We start from the raw sequence: 21371 nt of genomic DNA, 5'->3' as shown, positions 1-21371 counted from the left end.
GGATGAGCCTCAAACACTGGTTAGAAAAAATCGAGCCGAACTTCACCTCGGGCGGCAAACTTGCCAAGTGGTTCCCGTTGTACGAAGCCTTCGCCACCTTGATGTATACCCCGGGCACCGTGACCCGGACCAGTCCCCATGTGCGGGATGGCGTGGATCTCAAACGCATCATGATCATGGTGTGGCTGTCGGTCTTCCCGGCGCTGTTCTGGGGCCTGTTCAACGCGGGCAACCAGGCCATGATGGCCTTGGCCCACCAGTACGATGCCCAGCAGCTGGTCGCCGTCATCGAGGGTAACTGGCGCTATGCCCTGACCCAGGCGCTGGGGGGTGGCTTCGGTGCCGAGGCGGGGGTCTACAGCAAGATGTTGCTGGGGGCCATGTACTTCCTGCCCATCTATATCACCGTCTTTGCGGTGGGCGGTTTCTGGGAGGTGCTGTTCTGCATCGTGCGCAAGCACGAGGTGAACGAGGGCTTCTTCGTCACCTCCATCCTGTTTGCAATGATAGTCCCGCCGACCCTGCCCCTGTGGCAGGCCGCCATGGGCATCACCTTCGGTGTGGTGGTGGCCAAGGAGGTGTTTGGCGGCACCGGCAAGAACTTCATGAACCCGGCCCTGGCCGGCCGGGCCTTCCTGTTCTTCGCCTATCCGGCTCAGCTGTCCGGGGATGCGGTATGGACGGCGGTGGATGGCTTCTCCGGTGCCACGGCCCTGAGCCAGTGGGCGGCGGGTGGTCAGCATGCCCTGATCAACAGCGCCAGCGGCCAGGCCATCAGCTGGATGGATGCCTTCCTGGGTAATCTGCCGGGGTCCATCGGCGAAGGCTCGACCCTGATGATACTGCTGGGCATGGCCCTGATCGTCTACATGGGCATCGCCTCCTGGCGCATCATCGCCGGCGTCATGCTGGGGATGGTGGTGATGTCCACCCTGTTCAACCTGATCGGCTCCGAAACCAACGCCATGTTTGCCATGCCCTGGTACTGGCACCTGGTGCTGGGGGGCTTTGCCTTCGGCATGGCCTTCATGGCCACGGATCCTGTGTCGGCCTCCTTTACCAATGCCGGGCGTTGGTGGTACGGGGCTCTGATCGGCGTCATGGTGGTGCTGATCCGGGTGGTAAACCCCGCCTTCCCCGAGGGGATGATGTTGGCCATCTTGTTCGCCAACCTGTTCGCTCCCCTGTTCGATTACTTCGTGGCCCAGGCCAACATCAAGCGGAGGATTGCCCGTGGCGCAAAATAACGACTCAATCGGCAAGACCTTCACCGTCATCGGCGGCCTGTGTCTGGTCTGTTCCATCCTGGTCTCCGGCGCGGCCGTGGGCTTGCGTCCCTTGCAGGATGCCGCCAAGGCGCGGGATCGCCAGGTGAACATACTGACGGTGGCCGGTCTGCCCACCGACAGCATTGCCAAGACCTATCAGCAGCGCATCGAGGCGCGCCTGGTGGACCTGGACAGCGGTCGCTTCGTCGAGGTCAAGGAGGCGGACAGTTACGATCTGCGCCGCGCCGCCAAGGATCCCGCCACCAGTGTCGCCCTCACTCCCGAGGAGGATGTGGCCGGCATTCGTCGCCGGGCCAAGCTGGCGCCCGTGTATCTGTCCCGGGATGAGCAGGGCCAGGTGCAGAGCGTGATCCTGCCCATCTACGGTCAGGGCCTCTGGTCCACCATGTATGCCTTCATCGCCATCGCTACCGATGGCAACACAGTCCAGGGCATCACCTATTACGACCATGGTGAGACCCCGGGCCTGGGTGGCGAGGTGGAGAACCCGCGCTGGCAGGCCTTGTGGAAGGGCAAGGAGCTGTATGACGAGGATGGCCAGATGGCGTTGACCATCATCAAGGGGCATGCCGAGGCGAGCGATCACTTCAAGGTGGATGGTCTCTCCGGCGCCACCCTCACCAGCAAGGGGGTGCAACACACCATCTCCTTCTGGATGGGTCCCAAGGGCTATGGCCCCTTCCTCAGCGAACTGCGTAAAGGAGTATTGAGTCATGGCTGAGAAACTGACCGTTAAAAAGGTGTTGTTCGGCCCGGTGTTTGGCAACAACCCCATCGCCCTGCAGGTGCTGGGTATCTGTTCTGCCCTGGCGGTGACCAGCAAGATGGAGACGGCCTTTGTCATGGCCCTGGCGGTGACGGCGGTCACGGCGTTCTCCAACCTGTTCATCTCCATGATCCGCAATCACATCCCCAACAGTGTGCGGATCATCGCCCAGATGGCCATCATTGCCTCCCTGGTTATTGTGGTGGATCAGCTGCTGCGGGCCTTCTCCTATGAGTTGTCCAAGCAGTTGTCCGTGTTTGTCGGCCTCATCATCACCAACTGTATCGTGATGGGACGCGCCGAGGCCTTCGCCATGAAGAGCCCGCCGTTCATCTCCTTCCTGGACGGTATCGGCAATGGCCTGGGCTACGGCTTCATCCTGCTGATGCTGGGCACGGTGCGGGAGATTTTCGGTTCCGGCAGCTGGTTTGGTATCCCGCTGGTGACCACCGTCAACAACGGTGGCTGGTACATCCCCAACGGCCTGTTGCTGATGCCCCCCAGTGCCTTCTTCCTCATCGGCCTGTTTATCTGGGTGCTGCGCACCCTTAAGCCGGCACAGCAAGAGCCCAAGGAGTAAGCCATGGAGCATTATCTGAGCCTGCTGGTTAAGTCCATCTTTATCGAAAACCTGGCCCTCTCCTTCTTCCTGGGCATGTGTACCTTCCTGGCGGTGTCCAAGAAGGTGAAGACCGCCATGGGGCTGGGGATTGCCGTCACCGTGGTCCAGGTGATTGCGGTGCCGGCCAACAACCTGATCTACACTCACGTGCTGAAGGAAAATGCCCTGTTGCAGGGCATGGATCTCTCCTTCCTGGGCTTTATCACCTATATCGGGGTGATCGCCGCCCTGGTGCAGATCCTGGAGATGTTCCTCGATAAGTATGTCCCAGCGCTCTACACCGCCCTGGGCATCTTCCTGCCCCTCATCACGGTGAACTGCGCCATCTTTGGCGGTGTCTCCTTCATGGTTCAGCGGGAGTACGACTTCACCGAGTCGGTGGTGTATGGCCTGGGATCGGGCTTTAGCTGGTGTCTGGCCATAGTGCTGCTGGCGGGGATCCGGGAAAAGCTGAAGTATTCCGACGTGCCGGCCGGCCTGCGGGGGTTGGGGATCACCTTCATCACCGCCGGCCTCATGGCCCTGGGCTTCATGTCCTTCTCCGGTATTTCCCTGTAACGGTGCGGTAAGAGGATTTCACAATGCAAGAGATGATTCTTGGGGTGGTGATGTTCACCGTCATCGTGCTGGTGCTGGTGGTGCTGATCCTGATGGCCAAGTCCAAGCTGGTGGCGGCCGGCGATGTCACCATCGGCATCAATGGCGAGGACGACAAGGCGATCCACACGCCGGCAGGCGGTAAGCTGCTGGGGGCCTTGGCTGCCAATGGTATCTTTGTCTCCTCCGCCTGTGGAGGGGGGGGCTCCTGTGGCCAATGTCGCTGCAAAGTGTTGGCCGGTGGCGGTGAGGTGCTGCCCACCGAGCTCAACCACCTGACCAAGCGCGAGGCGCGCCAGGGTGAACGGCTGGCCTGCCAGGTCACGGTACGGCAGGACATGCAGATCGAACTGCCCGAGGAGATCTTCGGGGTGAAGAAGTGGGAATGTACCGTCATCTCCAACGATAACGTGGCCACCTTCATCAAGGAGCTCAAGCTGGCGATCCCGGATGGCGAGGCGGTGCCCTTCCGGGCCGGCGGTTACATCCAGATCGAGGCCGAGCCACACCATGTGCGCTATGCCGATTACGATGTCCCCCAGGAGTACCGAGGTGACTGGGAACGCTTCAAGCTGTTCGACCTGGAGTCCAAGGTCAACGACCACATCATCCGGGCCTACTCCATGGCTAACTATCCCGATGAGAAGGGCCTCATCATGCTGAACGTGCGGATTGCCACGCCGCCGCTGAACAACATGACGGTGCCGCCGGGCCAGATGTCCTCCTATATCTGGTCGCTGAAGCCCGGTGACAAGGTCACGATTTCAGGGCCGTTTGGTGAGTTTTTTGCCAAGCAGACCGAGTCCGAGATGGTGTTTATCGGCGGGGGTGCCGGCATGGCACCCATGCGCTCCCACATCTTCGATCAGCTCAAGCGGCTGGCCAGTCAGCGCAAGATCAGTTTCTGGTATGGTGCCCGCTCCAAGCGCGAGATGTTCTACGTGGAGGACTTCGATCGCCTGGCGGCCGAGTGCCCCAATTTCACCTGGCATGTGGCGCTGAGCGATCCGCTGCCCGAGGATAACTGGACCGGCCATACCGGCTTCATTCACAATGTGCTCTACGAGCACTACTTGCGCGATCATGCCGCACCGGAAGACTGTGAGTTCTACATGTGTGGCCCGCCGGTGATGAACGCGGCCGTGATCAAGATGCTCAAGGATCTCGGGGTTGAGGACGAAAATATCCTGTTGGATGACTTCGGTGGTTGATGTCATGAAATCAGTTGTAAGCAAAATGCTGGCCCTGTGTGGGCTGGCTTTTTTATTGGCGGGTTGCAACGGCCAGTCCGATGGGGTGAGCCAGGAACTGCACATTACCGGCAACACCATGGGGACTTACTATTCCATCAAGGTGGCCGACGGCGTGGTGCCGGATGCCAAGGCCTTTCAGGCCGAGGTGGATAAGCGGCTGGAGCGGGTCAACGATCTGATGTCCACCTACCGGCCCCAGTCGACCCTGTCGCGCTTCAACCAGTTTGAGGAGTTGACGCCCTTCACCGTGGAGCCGGATGTGGCCAAGGTGGTGACCGAGGCGGTCCACATAGGTCGCCTGACCGGTGGTGCCCTGGATATCACTGTGGGCCCCCTGGTCAACCTGTGGGGCTTCGGGCCGGATCATAGACCCACCAAGATGCCGGATGAGGCGCAGTTGGCTGAGGTGCGCAAGCGCACCGGGCTGGGCAATTTGCATGTGGAGATCAATGCCGATGCCGATACCCTGCGCAAAGACATCCCGGGCCTGTACCTGGACTTGTCATCCATCGCCAAGGGCTATGGCGTGGATCAGGTGGCGAGCTACATCGAATCCCTGGGCAGTCGAAACTACCTGGTGGAGATTGGCGGTGAACTGCGGGTCAAGGGCCATAACGGTGAGGGCCAGGATTGGCGGGTGGCCATCGAGAAGCCAACGGCGGACCTGGGCTCGGTACAGGAGGTGATCAAGGTCGGTGACATGGGCATCGCCACCTCGGGGGATTACCGCAACTACTACGAGCTGGATGGCCAGCGCCTGTCCCATACCATAGATCCGGTCAGCGGCAAGCCTATCAACCACAAGCTGGTGTCCGTCACCGTGGTGGCGCCCGAGTGCATGACCGCCGACGGCTTGGCTACGGCGCTGATGGTGCTGGGGACGGAGAAGGGGTTGGCCTTTGCCAAGGCACATCATCTGGCCATCTTCATGATCACCAAGACGGCGGACGGCTTTAAAGAGGACTATTCCGATGCCTTCGCGCCCTATTTGGAGCGCTGAGGATGGCTTATTTCCTGATCACCCTGTTGGGTTTCTTGCTGATGTTTGCCGTGATGGCCATCGGTTACATCATCAAGCGACGCACCATCAGCGGCTCTTGTGGTGGCTTGTCCGGGGTTGGGATCGAGAAGGTCTGCGATTGCCCGGAGCCCTGCGAAAAGCGCAAGAAAAAAATGGCAGAACAGGCGCTTAGAGACGAGAATCGCATTCTCTGAATCTGATTAGCACCGAAGAAGAGGCATCAAACGATGCCTCTTTTTTTATGCCCCCTGTCATTTCTGACAGGAGTCATGGCGTGAAAAATATCCATTTTCTGCATTACTTCAAGATGGGTGACCCGAATCACACTTCCTTGCGGTCCGCTCATCGAGGCCAGTATGGCTCTCCTAAGCTTCTTCTTGCTCCCCCTGTTTAACGTCTGCTGCCGGAGGTTCTGCATCATGAGCTATCTCGTCCTGTCGCTGCTGGCACTGGCCTGCCCACTGCTGTGGTGGGCGCCGAACTGGACCGGCCAACTGCTGGTGGGCTTCGCTCTGCTGCTGCAGCTCTATCAGGTCATCCGGCTGCGAAAGGCGGCGCACCAGGAGCAAGCGGCGGCTGACGAGGCCGCGGTGGATGCGGTGGCGGAAGAAGAGCCTTGGGCTGTTACTCGGCGTCAGTTGTTACCGCTGTTTGCCGCCTGGGAGCGGCAGCTGAAGGTGGTGGGTGAACTGGTTCAGAGCAACATAGAGGAGTTGCTGGCGCCGTTCGAACTGCTTATGGGGCGGTTGCGGGAGGAGAACCGCACCAGTGCGGCACTGTTCAGCGAGCAGGACGATGCCCACTCCATCACCCAGGTGCTGCTGCAGACCCGGGAACAGCTCGGTGCCGTGATCGACTCCTTTCACCAGGCTCGGGTCTACAAGCAGGAATTACAGGAAACCGTCTCGGCGTTGGGGGCGCAACTGAACGAGCTGAAGGCCATGGCCGCCTCGGTACAGAAGCTGGCCAGTCAAACCAACCTACTGGCCCTGAATGCCGCCATTGAGGCGGCCCGTGCCGGCGAGGCGGGACGCGGCTTTGCCGTGGTGGCCGACGAGGTGCGTCATCTGTCTGGTGCGTCAGGGGAGACGGGGCGGGAGATCGATCTCAAGGTCGAAGGGCTCACCCGGGCCATCGAGGCCACCATAGCCGCCTCGGACAACCTGGCACGGACTGACGAGAAAAACTTGAGCCTGCTGGACCATACCGCCAGCGAGGTCACTGCCCGATTGGGTCAGGAGGTGGATGAGTTGCAGGATGCGGGGCTGCGTCTGCGGGGACTCTCTTTGGCGAGTGAAGAGGCCATCAGCCAGATCATGGTCAAGCTGCAGTTTCAGGACAGGGTCTGCCAGATCCTCGAGCATGTGGAGTCCGACATCGGCCAGGTCCAAGAGGATCTGGCCAGTTGGGAGCCAAGCGAACTGGATAGCCATGCCTGGGAGCAGCGCTTTCGACAACGATTTACCACGGATGAAGAGCATCATGGGCGGGCCCGAGTCGGCAGCAGTGCCAGTGCCGATGTGACTTTCTTCTAAGGGGAAGATGCAATGAGCAAGACCATTTTGATCGTCGATGACTCCCTTTCCATTCGGCAACTGGTCAAGGCGACCCTGGTGTCCGAAGGCTATGGCGTCATCGATGCCTGTGATGGCCAGGATGCCCTCAACAAACTCAGCGGCCAGCGGGTCAATCTGATCATCAGCGACGTGAACATGCCCATCATGGATGGCATCACCTTCTTGCGTACCCTCAAGAGCAGGCCGGAGCACAAGTTCACCCCCGTGGTCATGTTGACCACCGAGAGCCAGGAGGCCAAGAAGCAGGAGGGCCAGGCGGCCGGTGCCCGGGCCTGGATCGTGAAGCCCTTCCAGCCGGTCCAGCTGCTGGCCGCCGTCCAAAAATTGGTGATGTAGGGAGGCGGCATGCTGGATATCGCATTCAATCAGGAGGGGAGTGCTCTGCAGCTGATGGGCGCCCTGACCATCTATGAGGTTGGCCAGCTGCAGAGTCTGCTGAACCAGCCACAGCCGCCACTGACCGCGCTAACGGTGGATTTGGGGGCGGTGGAGGAGCTGGATACGGCTGGGGTTCAGCTGTTGATGGCCATGCGTCAGTGGCTGGGGGAGGCGTTAATCTTGATCAATCACTCGCCGGCGGTGATTGAGATGTTTGACCTCTACCAGCTGGTTCCCTTCTTCGGGGACGACATAGTGTTGTCGCATCATTAAGGGGGCAGGGATGTTCAGTCAGGAGCAGTGGGCCAATCTGTTGGCCGATTTTCTCGAGGAGGCCCGCGAGCTGATCCAGCAGGCGGAGGCCGCCTTGTTGGAGCTGGATCAGGGCAATGGGGACCCCGAGATCCTAAACGGCCTGTTTCGTGCCGTGCATACCCTGAAGGGGTCGGCAGGCTTGTTTGCCTTGGATGCGTTTGTCGCCTTCACCCACCAGCAGGAGAGTCTCATCATGCGGGTGCGGGACGAGGGTGCACAACTGGATCAGGCGCAAATCTCGGCCCTGCTGGCCGGCCTGGATGTGCTGCGGGCCGAGGTGGTTCGACTGGGTGAGGGGGCTGCCCCGGCGGATCTGCTGGCCGATAATCCTGAGCAGTACGCTCGCTTGCTGGCCTTGATGGGCGAGACGAACAGGCTGCCCGTCGCCAGCGAGCCGACCGCCGAAGTTGAGCGGGAGCCTCACGATGAGGCCCCGGCCAGTTGGCACATCTCCCTGCGATTTTCCTCTGAATTGTTTCAGTTCGGTTTCGAGCCGGCCTCCTTCCTGCGCTATCTCGGCAAACTAGGCCAGATCAACCACCTGCAGCTGGTCCATGCCGCCCTGCCCCAGTGGCGGGACTTTGATGCCGAATGCTGTTACCTGGGCATGGAGCTGGAGCTGGTCAGCCCGGCCAGCAAGGCCGAGATCGAGGCGGTGTTCGAGTTTATTGCCGAGTTGTCCCAGATCCGCATCCTGCCGCCGGAGAGCCGGGTACAGGATTACCTGAACCTTATCAATGAGCTGCCGGAAGAAAATGCCCTGTTGGGCGAGATCCTGATCAAGAGCGGTCTGCTCACCGCCAAGGAGCTGGCCGAGGGACTGACCCTGCAGGCCAGCGCACAACCCGATACCCGGCTGGGCGCCTTGCTGGTCCAGCAGCAGATGGTGCCACCGGCGGTGGTGGAGCAGGCCTTGACCAAGCAGGGTCAGATCCGCGAGAAACGCCAGGCGGAGAGTGCCTATATCAAGGTGTCGGCCCACAAGATGGATGAGCTGATCAACCTGGTGGGCGAGCTGGTGATTTCCGCTGCTGGCGGCGAGATGCTGGCAAAGCGCAAGGCGGATGGCGAGCTGTTGTCTGCCGTGTCCGCCATCAATCGCCATGTGGAGCAGATCCGCGAGTCGGCACTGCGCCTGCGGATGGTGGAGATCGGTGAGACCTTCGTGCGGTTTCAGCGTCTGGTGCGGGATGCCAGCCAGGATCTGGGGAAGCAGCTTACCCTCAGGATTGAGGGGGGCGAGACAGAACTGGACAAGTCGGTGGTGGAGCGCATCAGCGAGCCGCTCACTCACCTGGTGCGCAATGCCGTGGATCATGGCATCGAATCCCCCGAGGAACGGCAACAAGCGGGCAAACCGGCCCAGGGCAGCATAGGTCTCAACGCCTATCATGAGTCTGGCAGCATCGTCATCGAGGTGAGGGACGATGGTCGGGGCCTGGATCCCGCGCGCATCAAGCAAAAGGCCATCCAGAAGGGGCTCATCCCCCCCGAGATCCAGCTGAGTGATAGCGAGGTGTATCAACTGATCTTCGAGGCCGGTTTCTCCACCGCGGAGCAGGTCAGCAACCTGTCTGGACGCGGCGTGGGCATGGATGTGGTGCGACGGAATGTGGAGGCATTGCGCGGCACCATAGAGCTGGACTCGGAGCTGGGGGCGGGATGTTGCGTCCGGATCCGTCTGCCGCTGACCCTGGCCATCATCGATGGCTTCCTGGTTAGTGTCGGAGATACGCCTCTGGTGATCCCGCTGGAGATGGTGACGGAGTGCCTGGAGGCGGATGGTCGACAGGATCCACCTTGTTATGACTATCGAGAACTGCGCGGCCGGCCTCTGCCACTGGTGCATCTACGGCAGCATTTTTCCATCGAGGGTCAGCAGAACAAGCGGGAAAACATCGTTGTGGTGCGGCATGGCAAGCAGCAGCTAGGCTTGATCGTCGATCAGTTGCTGGGTGAGCAGCAGATAGTCATCAAGCCATTGGGGTCCCTATTTTCTCAGCTCAAGGACATCAGTGGTTCCAGCATTCTGGGGTCAGGCCAAGTTGCCTTGATTCTGGATATTCCGGGTATGTTGCAGCGTATGCATGGGGTGGGGCAGCACAGCCCTCTGCGGCACCTGGCGTCATAAGAAGAGTTACGGGAGAACAACATGAGTTTCTTCAGTCAGATGAAATTAAAGACTCGATTGGTATTGGCCTTCGTTCTGATGTCTGTGGTGGCGGCCGTGGTGGGGGCCGTGGGCTACGTCAACATGCGGCAGATCAATGAGATGACCAAGGTGATCTACGAAAAGGATCTGCTGGGGTTGGAGTTGGCGGGTGAGGCCACCAGTGAGTTCATGGCCATTGGCCGCTCGGTGCGGGCCATGATGCTGGCAGACAGCGAAGCCGACCGGGAGAAGCGGGCCCAGGATACCCGCCATTCGGTGGCGGCGTTGGAGCAAAGTCTGACCAAGGCTAGACAGTATTTCACCACCCAAGAGGGACAGGCGCAGTTCGTCGAGTTTGACAAGTTGTGGGGACCCTATAAGGAGGGCTTGGAGAAGGTGATGGCCCTCAGTTATGCCGAGCCGTTGAAGGAGGTGTCACCGTCCATCACCTATCTGGATGGTGATTATGCGCCCGTGGTGTTGGCGGTGATGGAGCAGGTCAAACAAATCGCCAGCCAGAAGGTTCAGCAGGCCGCGAAGCGGGCAGCCGAGGCCGAGGCCCTGTATGCCAGAAGTACCTGGCTGATGTTGGGCGCCATCCTGCTGGGAGCCCTGCTGGGCCTGGCCATGGGGTTGTTTATCGCCAGTCGGATCGTTCGGCAACTGGGTGGCGAACCGGACTATGCCGTGGCCATCACCCGCAAGGTGGCGGCGGGTGAGCTGGGGTTGACCATTGAGCTGGATGAGCGCAATCAGCACTCTTTGTTGTTTGCCCTCAAGGAGATGGTGCAAAAGCTGGGTCTCACCATGCGGGAAGTGCGGGGGGCTGCCGATGCGCTCTCCAGCGCTGCCGAGCAGGTGAGTGCGACTTCCCAGGCGCTGAGCCAGGGGGCCAGTGAGCAGGCCGCCAGCGTGGAGGAAACCTCGGCATCCATGGAACAGATGTCTGCCTCCATCGCCCAGAATACGGAGAGTGCCAAGGTGACCAACGGCATCTCCAGCAAGGCATCAACGGATGCCTTGCGGGGCGGCGAGGCGGTGAAGAGTACCGTGGATGCCATGCGGCAGATTGCCGACAAGATCAGCATCATCGACGACATCGCTTATCAGACCAACCTCCTGGCCCTCAACGCCGCCATTGAGGCGGCCCGGGCGGGTGACCACGGCAAGGGTTTCGCCGTGGTGGCGGCGGAGGTGCGCAAGTTGGCCGAACGTAGCCAGGTGGCGGCGCAGGAAATTGGCGAAGTGGCCAGCAACAGCGTCTCCCTGGCCGAGCAGGCCGGCCACCTGTTCGAGCAGTTGGTGCCCGACATTCAGCGGACCTCGGATCTCGTGCAGGAGATCACCGCCGCCTCCCAAGAACAGAGCACCGGGGTTGCCCAGATCAACGTCGCCATGGATCAGCTCAATCAGATCACCCAGCAAAGTGCCTCGTCTTCCGAGGAGTTGGCCGCCACCGCCGAAGAGATGAACGCCCAGGCCGGACAGCTGCTGGAGTTGATTGGTTTCTTCAAGGTAGAAGGGAGTTCGGTCCCGTCACGCAGCGTGCGTCAGGCGGCACCGGCCAAGGCCGCACCGCAACCCGGGGCGACGTTGAATGCCGATGCTGGCGATGGCCGTTTTGTGCAGTTCTAGGAGGGGGCATGGCTGAATTAATCGAGCAAGCCGGTCTACTGGATGGGGTAGTGAGCGGTGCGGGTCAGCATTTGTCATTTCGATGCATGAAGGTGGCGCTGGCCCTGCCCATCAGCCGGGTCCGGGAGATCATCGAGTACGGCCACCTGACCGAGGTGCCCATGATGCCGGATTATGTCCGAGGGGTGATCAACCTCAGGGGCAATGTGGTGCCCGTGGTGGATCTGGCGGCCCGCTTTGGCGGCGGGCTAACTCAGATAGGTCGACGGACCTGCATCATCATCCTGGAGTTGCCCAATGATGGGGAACTGGCACTGGTGGGGCTGGTGGTGGATGCCGTCGACGAGGTATTGGACATAGATGCTGCCCAGGTGGAACCTCCTCCCAGCTTTGGTACGGCGATCCGCAGCGATTTTATCGAGGGGATGGCACGGCGTGAGGAGGGCTTTCTCATCCTGTTGCGGGTAGATCGGTTGCTGGATCTGGAGCAGCTGAGCCCAGAGACGCTTCCCGCCGAGCTGGCTGCCGGGGGCTGAGCCATGGAGTTCCCGGCACTGGAGGAAACCGAGTTTCGGCAGATCCGGGATTTGATGCGCCGGGTATCCGGCATCACCATGGCCGACCATAAGCGGCAATTGGTGGCTGGCCGCCTGATGAAGCGGGTGCGGGCGCTGGCCTGCGGCAGCTTTGCCGATTATGTCGGCATCCTGCTGGCGCCCGCCAGTGACGAAGAACGGCGCCTGGCGGTGGACTTGCTCACCACCAATGAGACCTACTTCTTTCGCGAGGAGGGACACTTTCAATTTCTGCGCCAGTGGGCGCAACAGCAAAGTCCGCCTCCCCTCCGGTTCTGGAGTGCGGCCTGTTCCTCCGGCGAGGAGGTGTACTCCCTGGCCATGCTGCTAAGCGATGTGCTGCCCCAGGCCAACTGGCAACTGCATGGTTCGGATCTGTGTCGCCATGCCTTGCAGACGGCGCTAGCGGCCGTCTATCCCCTGAGTCGGACGGAGGCGATCCCTGAGGCCTGGAAGAAACGTTACTGTCTCAAGGGGATAGGGGAGATGGATGGCTACCTCCAGGTGGGGGCAAGCCTCCGGCGCCGAGTGGCGTTTCACTGTCTGAATCTCAACGAGCCCCTGCCCAGTGACTGGGGGCAGTTCGATGTGATCTTCCTGCGCAACATGCTCATCTATTTCGATGCCCAGGGTAAGCAGAAGATAGTGCAGGGACTCCTGCCACACCTCTCTGCCCGGGGCCTGTTGTTTGTCGGTCACTCAGAGTCCCTGCAGGGGCTGTCATTGCCCTTGGTGCCCTGTGGCCCCTCTGTCTACCGGAAAGCGTCATGAGTGCGCATTTTCTGGTGCCAGGTGGCTACTATTTTGGCCAGCCGGAACAACGCATCGTCACCCTGCTGGGCTCCTGCATTGCCTTGGTGGCCTGGCATCCGGTGCGCAGATTGACCTTGGTCAGTCATGTGGTGCTGCCCTGTGCGCCGGCCGAGGGGTCCGCCGATACCCGCTATGGTGATGTGATGTTGGCGCGCTGGCTTAACGATCTGCGTCAGGTCCGGGCATTTCCGGACGAGTTCCGTCTGGCCTTGTTTGGCGGGAGCTCCCGTCTGTTCGACCAGACAGGATTCAATCGCAGCGTTGGCTATCGCAACATCCAGTGGATGCGTGAAGCCCTCACCCATCTGGGCCTGCCACTGCTACAGGAGGATTGTGGGGGAGAGCAGTACCGCAAGCTGGCGGTGGATGGGGCCCGAGGTCATTACGAGGTGCAGTTGCTGGGGGTGGTGGCGCCTCCGCTGACCCAGGAGAGTCGACGATGAATAAGACCCGGGTGTTCGTGGTGGATGACTCCGCGCTGGTGCGCCAGTTTATGGCTGAAGTGATAGGTCGGCAGCCCGACATGGCCTTGGCCGGCACGGCGGTGGATCCGGTTGCCGCCCTGCCCAAGATGCAGCAGGCCTGGCCAGATGTCATCATCCTGGACATGGAGATGCCGCGGATGGATGGCCTGACCTTCCTGCGGCAGTTGATGTCATCGCGTCCCACCCCTGTGGTGATCTGCTCCTCCTTGACCGAACAGGGGGCCAGCCTAACCATGGAGGCCTTGTCGGCCGGAGCCGTGGCGGTCTTTGCCAAGGCCAAGCTGGGGGTGCGTCAGCACCTGGAAAGCATCGCCGGTCAGTTGGTCGGGGCCATCCGGGAGGCCCGCTGTGCCCGGGTCCAGCCAAAGCGTCCCTTGCTGGCAGCTAACGCGCTGCCGGCCAGCGCTGGCCTCGTGCTCGAGCGCACCTCGGTCACCCCCGCCTTGTTGCATACCACGGATCGTCTGGTGGCCATCGGCACCTCCACCGGTGGTACCCTGGCGCTGGAGCAGATCCTGACCCGGCTGCCGGCGGATGCGCCGGCCCTGGTGATCGTCCAGCATATGCCGGAGAAATTTACCGCCGCCTTCGCCGAGCGACTCAATGCCCATTCGCAGATCATGGTGCGGGAGGCGCGACAGGGGGACAGGGTGACCGCCGGGCTGGCGTTGATCGCTCCCGGGGGCCTGCAGACCCAGGTTTGTCGAACCGGGGCCCACTATTGTCTGGAGATCCAGGATGCCCCGCCGGTCAACCGGCACAAACCTTCGGTGGATGTGTTATTTCGCTCCGTGGCCAAGGCGGCGGGTCCCAATGCCTTGGGCATCATCATGACCGGCATGGGGGATGACGGCGCGCGGGGCCTGTTGGCCATGCGCCAGGCCGGTAGCCGCACCCTGGCACAGGATGAAGCCAGCTGTGTGGTGTTTGGCATGCCCAAGGAGGCTATCCGCCTCCAGGCGGTGGATGACGTGCAACCGCTGGAGGCCATGCCGGAGCAGATCCTCTCCTTCGCTCGGCTCGGTCGGGGCCGCACCAGCTAGCTGGTGATCGGTGCGACTTTGCGCTAGCATGTAACTGTATCAATATACAGTACTTTATCATGCGCAAGATTATCCATATCGACATGGACTGCTTTTTCGCCGCGGTGGAGATGCGGGAGGATCCCCGCTTGTGCCAGCTGCCGCTGGCCATCGGGGGGGCGGCCGACCGCCGTGGTGTGATCGCGACCTGCAACTATGTGGCGCGCCGCTTTGGCGTGCGCTCCGCCATGGCCACTGCCCATGCGCTGCGCTTGTGCCCAGACCTGCGGTTGCTGCCCGGTCGTATGGCGCTCTACAAACAGGTTTCCCGCCAGTTGCATGGCATCTTTGCCCGCTACAGCGCCAGCATAGAGCCCCTCTCCCTGGACGAGGCCTATCTGGATGTGAGCGACTCGCCGCTGTGTGGTGGCAGCGCCACCCTGATCGCCCAGGCTATCCGGCGTGATATTGCCCGCGAGCTTCACCTCACGGCATCGGCCGGCGTGGCTCCCAACAAGTTTCTGGCCAAGATCGCCTCCGAGCAGAACAAGCCCGATGGCCTGTTTGTTATTGCCCCCGGCGAGGTGGCAGCCTTTGCCGCCCAACTGCCCCTGGCCAAGATCCCCGGGATCGGTCAGAAGAGTGCCGAACGGTTGGCGGCGGCCGGCCTGTATCTGGGCAAGGATGTGCTGGCCTGGCCCAAGGCTCAGCTGTTGCAACAGTTTGGGCGTACCGGCCAGATGCTGTGGCAACGGGCTCAGGGGCTGGATGACAGGCCGGTGGAAACCGAACGGGCGCGCAAGTCGGTGGGGGTGGAGCATACCTACCCGGCGGATCTGATGGAGGAGACGGCGGCGCTGGCCTGCCTGCCGGCACTGTTGCAGGAGTTGCACGGACGGCTGCAACGGCATTGTGCGCCGGAGCGCATCTGCCGCCAGGGGATCAAGCTGAAGTTTGCCGATTTTCAACAGACCACGGTGGAGCGCAGTGTGCAGGGCTGGGAGCCGGCACTGTTTGCCCGTCTGTTGCAACAGGCCTGGCTGCGAGGCTTGGGGCGGGGTGTGCGTTTGGTGGGGGTGAGTGTGGGGTTGCCGGATGAGCAGGCCGAGCGTCAACTCGACCTGCCCTTTTAGTCCGCGGCGGGTTTAACGGCTTGGGATCTGTTCCAGCAGGCTAATGAGCAGTTGCCAGAAGCGATGTACCGCCGGAATGTGCACCCGTTCATCCGGGGAGTGGGCTCCCTGGATTGTGGGACCAAATGAAACCATGTCCCAGTGAGGATAGGCCGGCTGGAACAGACCGCATTCGAGACCGGCATGGATCACCATGATCTTGGGGTCCGACGCGAACAGCTCTTTATGAGTCTCACGCAGCAGCCGCATGATGGGGGAGGCCGGATCCGGTGTCCAACCGGGGTAGCGCCCGCTGAACTGACAGTCGGCGCCCGCCAGATCGGCCACCGCCTGCGTCATCTGCTCCACGTGTTCCCGGCCGCTCTCGTTCAAGGAGCGGATCAGGCACTGCAGCTTGATGGCCTCTTCCTGGGTGCTGATGACCCCCATGTTGGTGGAGGTTTCCACCACGCCGGCGATGGCATCGCTCATGCGGATGACCCCGTTGGGGCAGGCCAGCAGGCCATTCAGCAGACGCCGTTGGGCCGCCAGGCTCAGGCAGCGGTGGGGCAAGGGGGCCGAGGTCAGGCTGAAGTCCAGCTTGCTGTCGATGGTGGCCAGCTCAGCCTTCAGGGGCGTAGCCAGTCGACTCAGGGCGGCAGCCAGGGCCTCGGCCTGCTGCGCCGGCAGCAGCAGCAGGGCACGGGCTTCCCGGGGGATGGCGTTACGTAGGGTTCCGCCACTGAGTTCGGCCAGCCGCAGCGGCAGTTCCTGACTCAGGCTATGCAGCAGGCGGCCCAGCAGCTTGTTGGCATTGCCACGACCCTGGTGGATGTTGACCCCGGAGTGGCCGCCGCGCAGGCCGCTGAGCTTGAGTTCCCAGGCCTGGTGGTCCGCCGGCACGGGTTCTGCCTCATAGGCAAAACGCAGCTGGGCATCCACCCCGCCGGCGCAGCCCATGTAGACCTCACCGTCCTGCTCGGAGTCGGTGTTCAGCAGTATCTCCCCGTCCAACAGACCGGGTTGCAAGCCCTTGGCCCCCGTCATGCCGGCCTCTTCGTCTATGGTGAGCAGTACCTCAAGGGGGCCGTGCTTGATGTGACGATCTCCCAGCACCGCCAGGCAGGCCGCGGCGCCGATGCCGTTGTCCGCCCCCAGGGTCGTCCCCTTGGCGCGAACCCATTCCCCGTCCACATAGGCCTGAATGGGATCCCGGGTGAAGTCGTGGTCCGTGTCGGCATTGGCCTGGGGCACCATGTCGATATGCGCCTGCAGTATCACGCCCTTGCGATCTTCCATGCCAGGGCTGGCGGGCTTCTTGATGATGAGATTGCCGACCTCATCGACCACCACCGGCAGACCTTGCTCGTGGGCCCAGGTCTGGATCCACTGGCTGAGGGCCGCCTCATGCTTGGAGGGGTGGGGGATGGCACAGAACTGGGCGAAAAAGCCCCATAGGCCATGGGGTTGAAGTTGGGTAAGGCTGGTCACGCTGGCTCCTTAGGCTGGCACAGTCGGCAAAGTGGTGATCTGGCTGCATCATAGCGAGAAGGATCTCGGGTGTCAGCCCTCGGGGCGGTCACCATAATACGCTGCTGTTTACCGGCAAATTCAGGCACGAAAAAAGCATAAGGCTCCCTTGGTAGTGATAACTTCAGCCAGGCCTACCGATAGGCAGAGGGTATCGCTGTCAGCGCCTGTGGCATGCCCGGCAGCGAGGCTCATGGCGGGCGAGAACGGGGGTTTTGCCCTGTGCCTGGGCCCCATTCCTGATAAAGGAGTCAAATTTGCCCAATGGTTGGGAAAGGGGCCTAGCTGGTGTTTTTTTACCACGAAATAACGTTTTCAGGCGCCCGGCCAGGCTAGTAAATGGCAAGGTGCCTCTCTATAATTGCGCGAAATTTTAGCGATCCTCTCCGAATCGGCCGCCACTTTTTGGGGGCTTGTTTTGTTTTCTGGTCAACTTGCCGGATCAACGCCCGCTGGTTGGCATCCGGACAGCGGCGTCCGTCTTTTCCCGCGGGGAGGAAGGCGGGTCGAGCGGGGAAGGGAATATTAACTCTCCAAGGAACCGAGAACCCATGTTGGAAAAACTGTTCAAGCTCAGCGAACACAACACCACAGTTCGCACCGAGATACTGGCAGGGATCACCACCTTCCTGACCATGGCCTATATCATCTTCGTCAACCCCAGCATACTGTCCATGACCGGCATGGATCAGGGCGCCGTGTTTGTGGCCACCTGTCTGGCCGCCGCTTTCGGCTGCTTCATCATGGGCCTGTATGCCAACTACCCGGTGGCCCAGGCTCCTGGCATGGGGCTGAACGCCTTCTTTACCTTCAGCGTGGTGAAGGGCATGGGTTACAGCTGGGAAGTGGCGCTGGGCGCCGTGTTCCTCTCCGGTGTTGCCTTCCTGATCCTCAGCCTGTTCAAGGTGCGGGAGTGGATCGTCAACTCCATCCCTGAGGCCCTGCGTCTGGGGATCGGCGCCGGTATCGGCCTGTTTCTGGGCCTCATCGCCCTGAAAAACGCCGGTATCGTGGTGGACAATCCGGCCACCCTGGTGGGTCTGGGGGACATGACAGCCCTGCAGCCGGCCCTGGCCGTGCTGGGCTTCATCCTGATCATCGCCATGGCTCACCGCAACATCAAGGGGGCCGTGCTGTACGCCATCCTGGCCGTGACCCTGATTGGCCTGGCCCTGGGGGATGTGCAATACCATGGGCTGGTTTCCACGCCGCCCAGCATTGCCCCGACCCTGCTGAAGATGGACGTGATGGGCGCCATGAACGTCAGCATGATCTCCATCATCTTCGCCTTCCTGTTCGTCATCCTGTTTGACACCTCCGGCACCCTGATCGCCGTGGCCGACAAGGCCGGCATGCTGGATAGCCAGGGCCGTCTGCCACGTCTGGGCAAGGCCTTGATGTCCGATGCCCTGTCCACCGTGGCCGGTGCCGCACTGGGTACCTCTTCCACCACCAGCTACATCGAGAGTGCCTCCGGTGTGGCCGCCGGTGGCCGTACCGGTATGACCGCCATCACAGTGGGTGTGCTGTTCCTGCTGGCCCTGTTCTTCGCTCCCTTGGCCGGCATGGTTCCCGCCTACGCCACCGCCGGGGCCCTGTTCTATGTGGCCATCCTGATGATGTCCTCCCTGGCCAAGGTGAAGTGGGCCGATCTGACCGAAGCCGCGCCGGTAGCCGTGGTGACCCTGATGATGCCGCTGTCCTACTCCATCGCCCACGGCATTGAGCTGGGCTTCATCAGCTACGCGGCCATCAAGCTGCTGAGCGGTCGGGCCAAGGACGTCAGCGTCAGCGTTTGGGTGCTGGCGGTGCTGTTCCTGGCTCACATCGTCTTCTTTAGCGTGCATTGATCCCGAGAGCCACCGAGGTGGCCTCCTGACCGCCATGGAGGGCGGGTCGACGGGGTGGTATCCGGGATGCCGCCCCGTTTGTTCACTGTCAGCCCGTCACGGACGGATTGGCACTGCTGGCGGATTGGTGAATTTGCGGACAACCGCATCGCCTTTTGCCGGCAATGGCGGTAAAATCGCCGACCTTTAGCGTACCGAGTCTGCAGCCTCTCGTGTCCGGACCTGCGCTATATGCACTCTCTACTCCCGACCCCGAGGTTCAAGAGACCAGTCCTGACTGGTCCGGCTCTTGCTATAAGCTCTTCGGGGCGGAACCTGCGGTAAGACGGCTTGATCGTGGCGGCTAATGGCGCGGCAAGTGTTTGATTAATTTGAAAATGGTTGAGTTCATCATGGGCAATAAAAAATTCTACGTATCCTGGGACAACCTGCAGCGCGAGGCCCGTCGTCTGGCTCGCCGACAACTGCCGGCCGATCAGTGGAAGGGGATCATCGCCGTCAGCCGGGGGGGTCTGGTACCGGCCGCCCTGATGGCCCGGGAGCTGGGTATCCGCTTCGTCGATACCATCTGCATCTCCAGCTATGATCACGACAACCAGCGTGACCTGCATGTGCTCAAGAAGGTCGAGGGCGACGGGGAAGGTTTCCTCATCGTCGACGACCTGGTGGACAGCGGCAACACCGCCAAGGTGATCCGCCAGCTCTATCCCAAGGGCAAGTTCATCACCATCTTTGCCAAGCCCAAGGGCGAATCCATGGTGGATGACTTCGAGGTGGCCATCCCCCAGGACACCTGGATCGAACAGCCCTGGGACATGGCACTCTCCTTCGTGTCGCCCTTGTGTGACGAAAGCGCCGAATGACGACAAAGGCTCCCCCGGGGAGCCTAATGCCGATCAGTTAAGGATCCATTGACCGATCCTCAGGCTGTGTAAAAATCCGAAACTCCTTGTTGGGTTTCGGATTTTTTATGCGCATCGACCAAGCTCTCGACTTCATTCACGCCTGTCCTCCCGGAAAATTTGAGTCCCTGTCTGACCTGCTGTCACCTGAACTGGTGCAGGCCTGCCTGGCCAAGACAGGCTCGGTCTCCCTGCGTCGACGGCGCATGCCCATGGAGCGGGTGCTGTGGGCCATTATCGGTATGTCCTTGTTTCGTCACGTCCCCATGACCCAATTGGCCAACCAGCTCGATATCCTGTTACCCGGCGACCGGCCATTCGTCGTTCCCAGTGCCTTCATCCAGGCGCGCCAAAAACTGGCTGACCGAGCCGTTCAACAGGTGTTCCAGCAGACCGCTACGCTCTGGCATCAGCAGTGTCAGCACCCAACCTGGGCCGGCTTGCAGCTGCTGGCCGTCGATGGGGTGGTCTGGCGCACCCCCGATACCCAGGACAATGCCGGTGCCTTTGCCAAGTCGAAAACCGGCCAGGGCGAGACGCAGTATCCCCAGGTACGCATGTTGTGTCAGATGGAGCTGACCAGCCACCTGCTGACCCAGACCGTGATGGACTCCTGTGCGGTGAACGAGATGGTGCTGGCAGAGCAACTCATTGAAAAAACACCCGATAACAGCCTGACCCTGTTCGATAAGGGCTTCTACTCACTGGGATTGCTACACGCCTGGCAACGCCAGGGCGTGGCCCGTCACTGGCTTATTCCGCTGAAGAAGGGCACGCAATACGAGGTCATCCGCAAGCTGGGGCGGCAGGATGCGCTGGTACGTCTCACCGCCAGTCCGCAGGCCAAGAAGAAGTGGAGCGAGTTACCGGAGCAATTCGAAGCCCGGCTGCTGACCCGGACGGTGAATGGCAAGGAGCGCCAGGTGCTGACGTCGCTCACCGACCCGATGCGCTTCCCGGCCAGCGAGTTGATGGAGCTATACCAGAATCGCTGGGAAATCGAGCTGGGCTATCGGGAGATGAAACAGAGCCTGCAACAGCACAGGCTGACGCTGCGCAGCAAGAAACCCGATGGAGTAAGGCAGGAGCTATGGGGCTTGGTATTGGCCTATAACCTGCTGAGATATCAGATGGTTAGAATGGCGGCGAGCTTAAAAGGCTATACGGCCAGCCAGCTGAGCTTTCACATGGCATCGGTGTATCTGCTGCATGAGCTCAGTTGCCTGCCGTTCGTATCACCGGGGAATATTCCAGCCCGCGTCGCCGACATGGACAAACAGGCGGAGCAGTTCAAGTTACCTGCCCGCCGAGAACGAAGTTATCCCAGGTGTGTCAAAGCCAAACCACAGAAGTATGCGACGAGAAAACCTAGTAAAAACAATGCCAGTCAGGCTTAACTGACTGGCATTACCCCCGGGGAGCCTTTTCTTTTTACCGCAATCTGCCCATCATAAGAGCTATCTTCCCTAGCACGCCG

Annotated in this window: 22 protein-coding genes; 20 read left to right on the top strand and 2 right to left on the bottom strand. The window is 61.2% G+C overall.

Annotated features, from left to right (window positions below):
* The first annotated feature begins 2 nt into the window (after nt 1-2).
* Genes ABHF91_RS13380 through nqrM form a run of 7 tightly spaced genes read left to right on the top strand, consistent with a single transcriptional unit; the run spans nt 3 to nt 5742 of the window.
* Complete coding sequence (locus tag ABHF91_RS13380; protein ID WP_409420761.1) at nt 3-1247, top strand: NADH:ubiquinone reductase (Na(+)-transporting) subunit B; 1245 nt, start codon at nt 3-5, stop codon at nt 1245-1247.
* The gene (locus ABHF91_RS13375) at nt 1234-2010 is read left to right on the top strand and encodes a Na(+)-translocating NADH-quinone reductase subunit C (RefSeq protein WP_409420760.1); all 777 of its coding nucleotides are present in this window, start codon (nt 1234-1236) and stop codon (nt 2008-2010) included. Before ABHF91_RS13380 ends, ABHF91_RS13375 begins: the two co-directional genes overlap by 14 nt.
* Nucleotides 2003-2635 carry an NADH:ubiquinone reductase (Na(+)-transporting) subunit D gene (locus tag ABHF91_RS13370; RefSeq protein ID WP_409420759.1) on the top strand — a complete coding sequence of 211 codons (633 nt, stop codon included), beginning with the start codon at nt 2003-2005 and terminating at the stop codon, nt 2633-2635. Before ABHF91_RS13375 ends, ABHF91_RS13370 begins: the two co-directional genes overlap by 8 nt.
* A gap of 3 nt (nt 2636-2638) precedes the next feature.
* The gene (nqrE, locus tag ABHF91_RS13365) at nt 2639-3235 is read left to right on the top strand and encodes an NADH:ubiquinone reductase (Na(+)-transporting) subunit E (RefSeq protein WP_409420758.1); all 597 of its coding nucleotides are present in this window, start codon (nt 2639-2641) and stop codon (nt 3233-3235) included.
* 23 nt (nt 3236-3258) lie between these two features.
* Complete coding sequence (gene nqrF / locus ABHF91_RS13360; protein WP_409420757.1) at nt 3259-4485, top strand: NADH:ubiquinone reductase (Na(+)-transporting) subunit F; 1227 nt, start codon at nt 3259-3261, stop codon at nt 4483-4485.
* 4 nt (nt 4486-4489) lie between these two features.
* Nucleotides 4490-5527: an FAD:protein FMN transferase gene (locus ABHF91_RS13355; RefSeq protein WP_409420756.1), complete on the top strand. Its 1038-nt coding sequence runs from the start codon at nt 4490-4492 to the stop codon at nt 5525-5527.
* Between the two features lie 2 nt (nt 5528-5529).
* Nucleotides 5530-5742 carry a (Na+)-NQR maturation NqrM gene (nqrM, locus tag ABHF91_RS13350; RefSeq protein WP_409420755.1) on the top strand — a complete coding sequence of 71 codons (213 nt, stop codon included), beginning with the start codon at nt 5530-5532 and terminating at the stop codon, nt 5740-5742.
* Nucleotides 5743-5768: 26 nt separating this feature from the next.
* Here the strand turns inward: nqrM and ABHF91_RS13345 are convergent, their stop codons facing one another.
* Entirely contained in the window at nt 5769-5969 is a 201-nt protein-coding gene (locus tag ABHF91_RS13345) for a hypothetical protein (protein WP_409420754.1), read from the bottom strand.
* On the opposite strand from ABHF91_RS13345, the gene ABHF91_RS13340 reads away from it, so the two are divergent.
* The 10 genes from ABHF91_RS13340 to dinB all read left to right on the top strand — a co-directional run bounded on the left by ABHF91_RS13340 (nt 5968) and on the right by dinB (nt 15633).
* Nucleotides 5968-7083 (top strand): methyl-accepting chemotaxis protein, encoded by a 1116-nt coding sequence (locus ABHF91_RS13340; protein ID WP_409420753.1) that lies wholly within the window; start codon nt 5968-5970, stop codon nt 7081-7083. The genes ABHF91_RS13345 and ABHF91_RS13340 overlap by 2 nt on opposite strands.
* 12 nt (nt 7084-7095) lie before the next feature.
* Nucleotides 7096-7461, top strand: a complete 366-nt coding sequence (locus tag ABHF91_RS13335) for a response regulator (RefSeq protein WP_409420752.1) — start codon at nt 7096-7098, stop codon at nt 7459-7461.
* A 9-nt stretch (nt 7462-7470) separates the two neighbouring features.
* Nucleotides 7471-7776 carry a lipid asymmetry maintenance protein MlaB gene (locus tag ABHF91_RS13330; protein ID WP_409420751.1) on the top strand — a complete coding sequence of 102 codons (306 nt, stop codon included), beginning with the start codon at nt 7471-7473 and terminating at the stop codon, nt 7774-7776.
* Between the two features lie 10 nt (nt 7777-7786).
* Nucleotides 7787-9949 carry a chemotaxis protein CheW gene (locus tag ABHF91_RS13325; protein ID WP_409420750.1) on the top strand — a complete coding sequence of 721 codons (2163 nt, stop codon included), beginning with the start codon at nt 7787-7789 and terminating at the stop codon, nt 9947-9949.
* A gap of 21 nt (nt 9950-9970) precedes the next feature.
* A complete protein-coding gene (locus ABHF91_RS13320; RefSeq protein ID WP_409420749.1) occupies nt 9971-11605 on the top strand; it encodes a methyl-accepting chemotaxis protein in 1635 nt (544 codons plus the stop codon).
* 71 nt (nt 11606-11676) lie between these two features.
* Nucleotides 11677-12141 (top strand): chemotaxis protein CheW, encoded by a 465-nt coding sequence (locus ABHF91_RS13315; protein ID WP_409420748.1) that lies wholly within the window; start codon nt 11677-11679, stop codon nt 12139-12141.
* A 3-nt stretch (nt 12142-12144) separates the two neighbouring features.
* Nucleotides 12145-12951: a CheR family methyltransferase gene (locus tag ABHF91_RS13310; RefSeq protein WP_409420747.1), complete on the top strand. Its 807-nt coding sequence runs from the start codon at nt 12145-12147 to the stop codon at nt 12949-12951.
* Nucleotides 12948-13436 (top strand): chemotaxis protein CheD, encoded by a 489-nt coding sequence (locus ABHF91_RS13305; RefSeq protein ID WP_409420746.1) that lies wholly within the window; start codon nt 12948-12950, stop codon nt 13434-13436. Before ABHF91_RS13310 ends, ABHF91_RS13305 begins: the two co-directional genes overlap by 4 nt.
* Entirely contained in the window at nt 13433-14521 is a 1089-nt protein-coding gene (locus ABHF91_RS13300) for a chemotaxis response regulator protein-glutamate methylesterase (protein WP_409420745.1), read from the top strand. Before ABHF91_RS13305 ends, ABHF91_RS13300 begins: the two co-directional genes overlap by 4 nt.
* Before the next feature lie 59 nt (nt 14522-14580).
* Nucleotides 14581-15633 (top strand): DNA polymerase IV, encoded by a 1053-nt coding sequence (gene dinB, locus ABHF91_RS13295; protein WP_409420744.1) that lies wholly within the window; start codon nt 14581-14583, stop codon nt 15631-15633.
* A 12-nt stretch (nt 15634-15645) separates the two neighbouring features.
* On the opposite strand, the gene ABHF91_RS13290 is transcribed toward dinB, so the two are convergent.
* On the bottom strand, nt 15646-17103 hold the full coding sequence (locus tag ABHF91_RS13290) for an aminoacyl-histidine dipeptidase (RefSeq protein WP_409420743.1): 1458 nt from the start codon (nt 17101-17103) through the stop codon (nt 15646-15648).
* A 590-nt stretch (nt 17104-17693) separates the two neighbouring features.
* Here ABHF91_RS13290 and ABHF91_RS13285 point away from each other — a divergent pair.
* The 3 genes from ABHF91_RS13285 (at nt 17694) to ABHF91_RS13275 (ending at nt 21291) form a co-directional block, all read left to right on the top strand.
* Nucleotides 17694-18992: an NCS2 family permease gene (locus tag ABHF91_RS13285; RefSeq protein WP_409420742.1), complete on the top strand. Its 1299-nt coding sequence runs from the start codon at nt 17694-17696 to the stop codon at nt 18990-18992.
* Nucleotides 18993-19384: 392 nt separating this feature from the next.
* On the top strand, nt 19385-19855 hold the full coding sequence (gene gpt / locus ABHF91_RS13280) for a xanthine phosphoribosyltransferase (protein ID WP_409420741.1): 471 nt from the start codon (nt 19385-19387) through the stop codon (nt 19853-19855).
* A gap of 107 nt (nt 19856-19962) precedes the next feature.
* Nucleotides 19963-21291, top strand: coding sequence for an IS4 family transposase (locus tag ABHF91_RS13275; protein ID WP_409420740.1), 1329 nt, complete (start codon nt 19963-19965; stop codon nt 21289-21291).
* Nucleotides 21292-21371 lie beyond the last annotated feature (80 nt).

Origin of the sequence: Pseudaeromonas aegiceratis (genome assembly GCF_046254905.1) — a bacterium.
Classification (GTDB): Bacteria; Pseudomonadota; Gammaproteobacteria; order Enterobacterales; family Aeromonadaceae; genus Pseudaeromonas; species Pseudaeromonas aegiceratis.
This window is presented reverse-complemented; position numbering and strand designations above follow the sequence as displayed.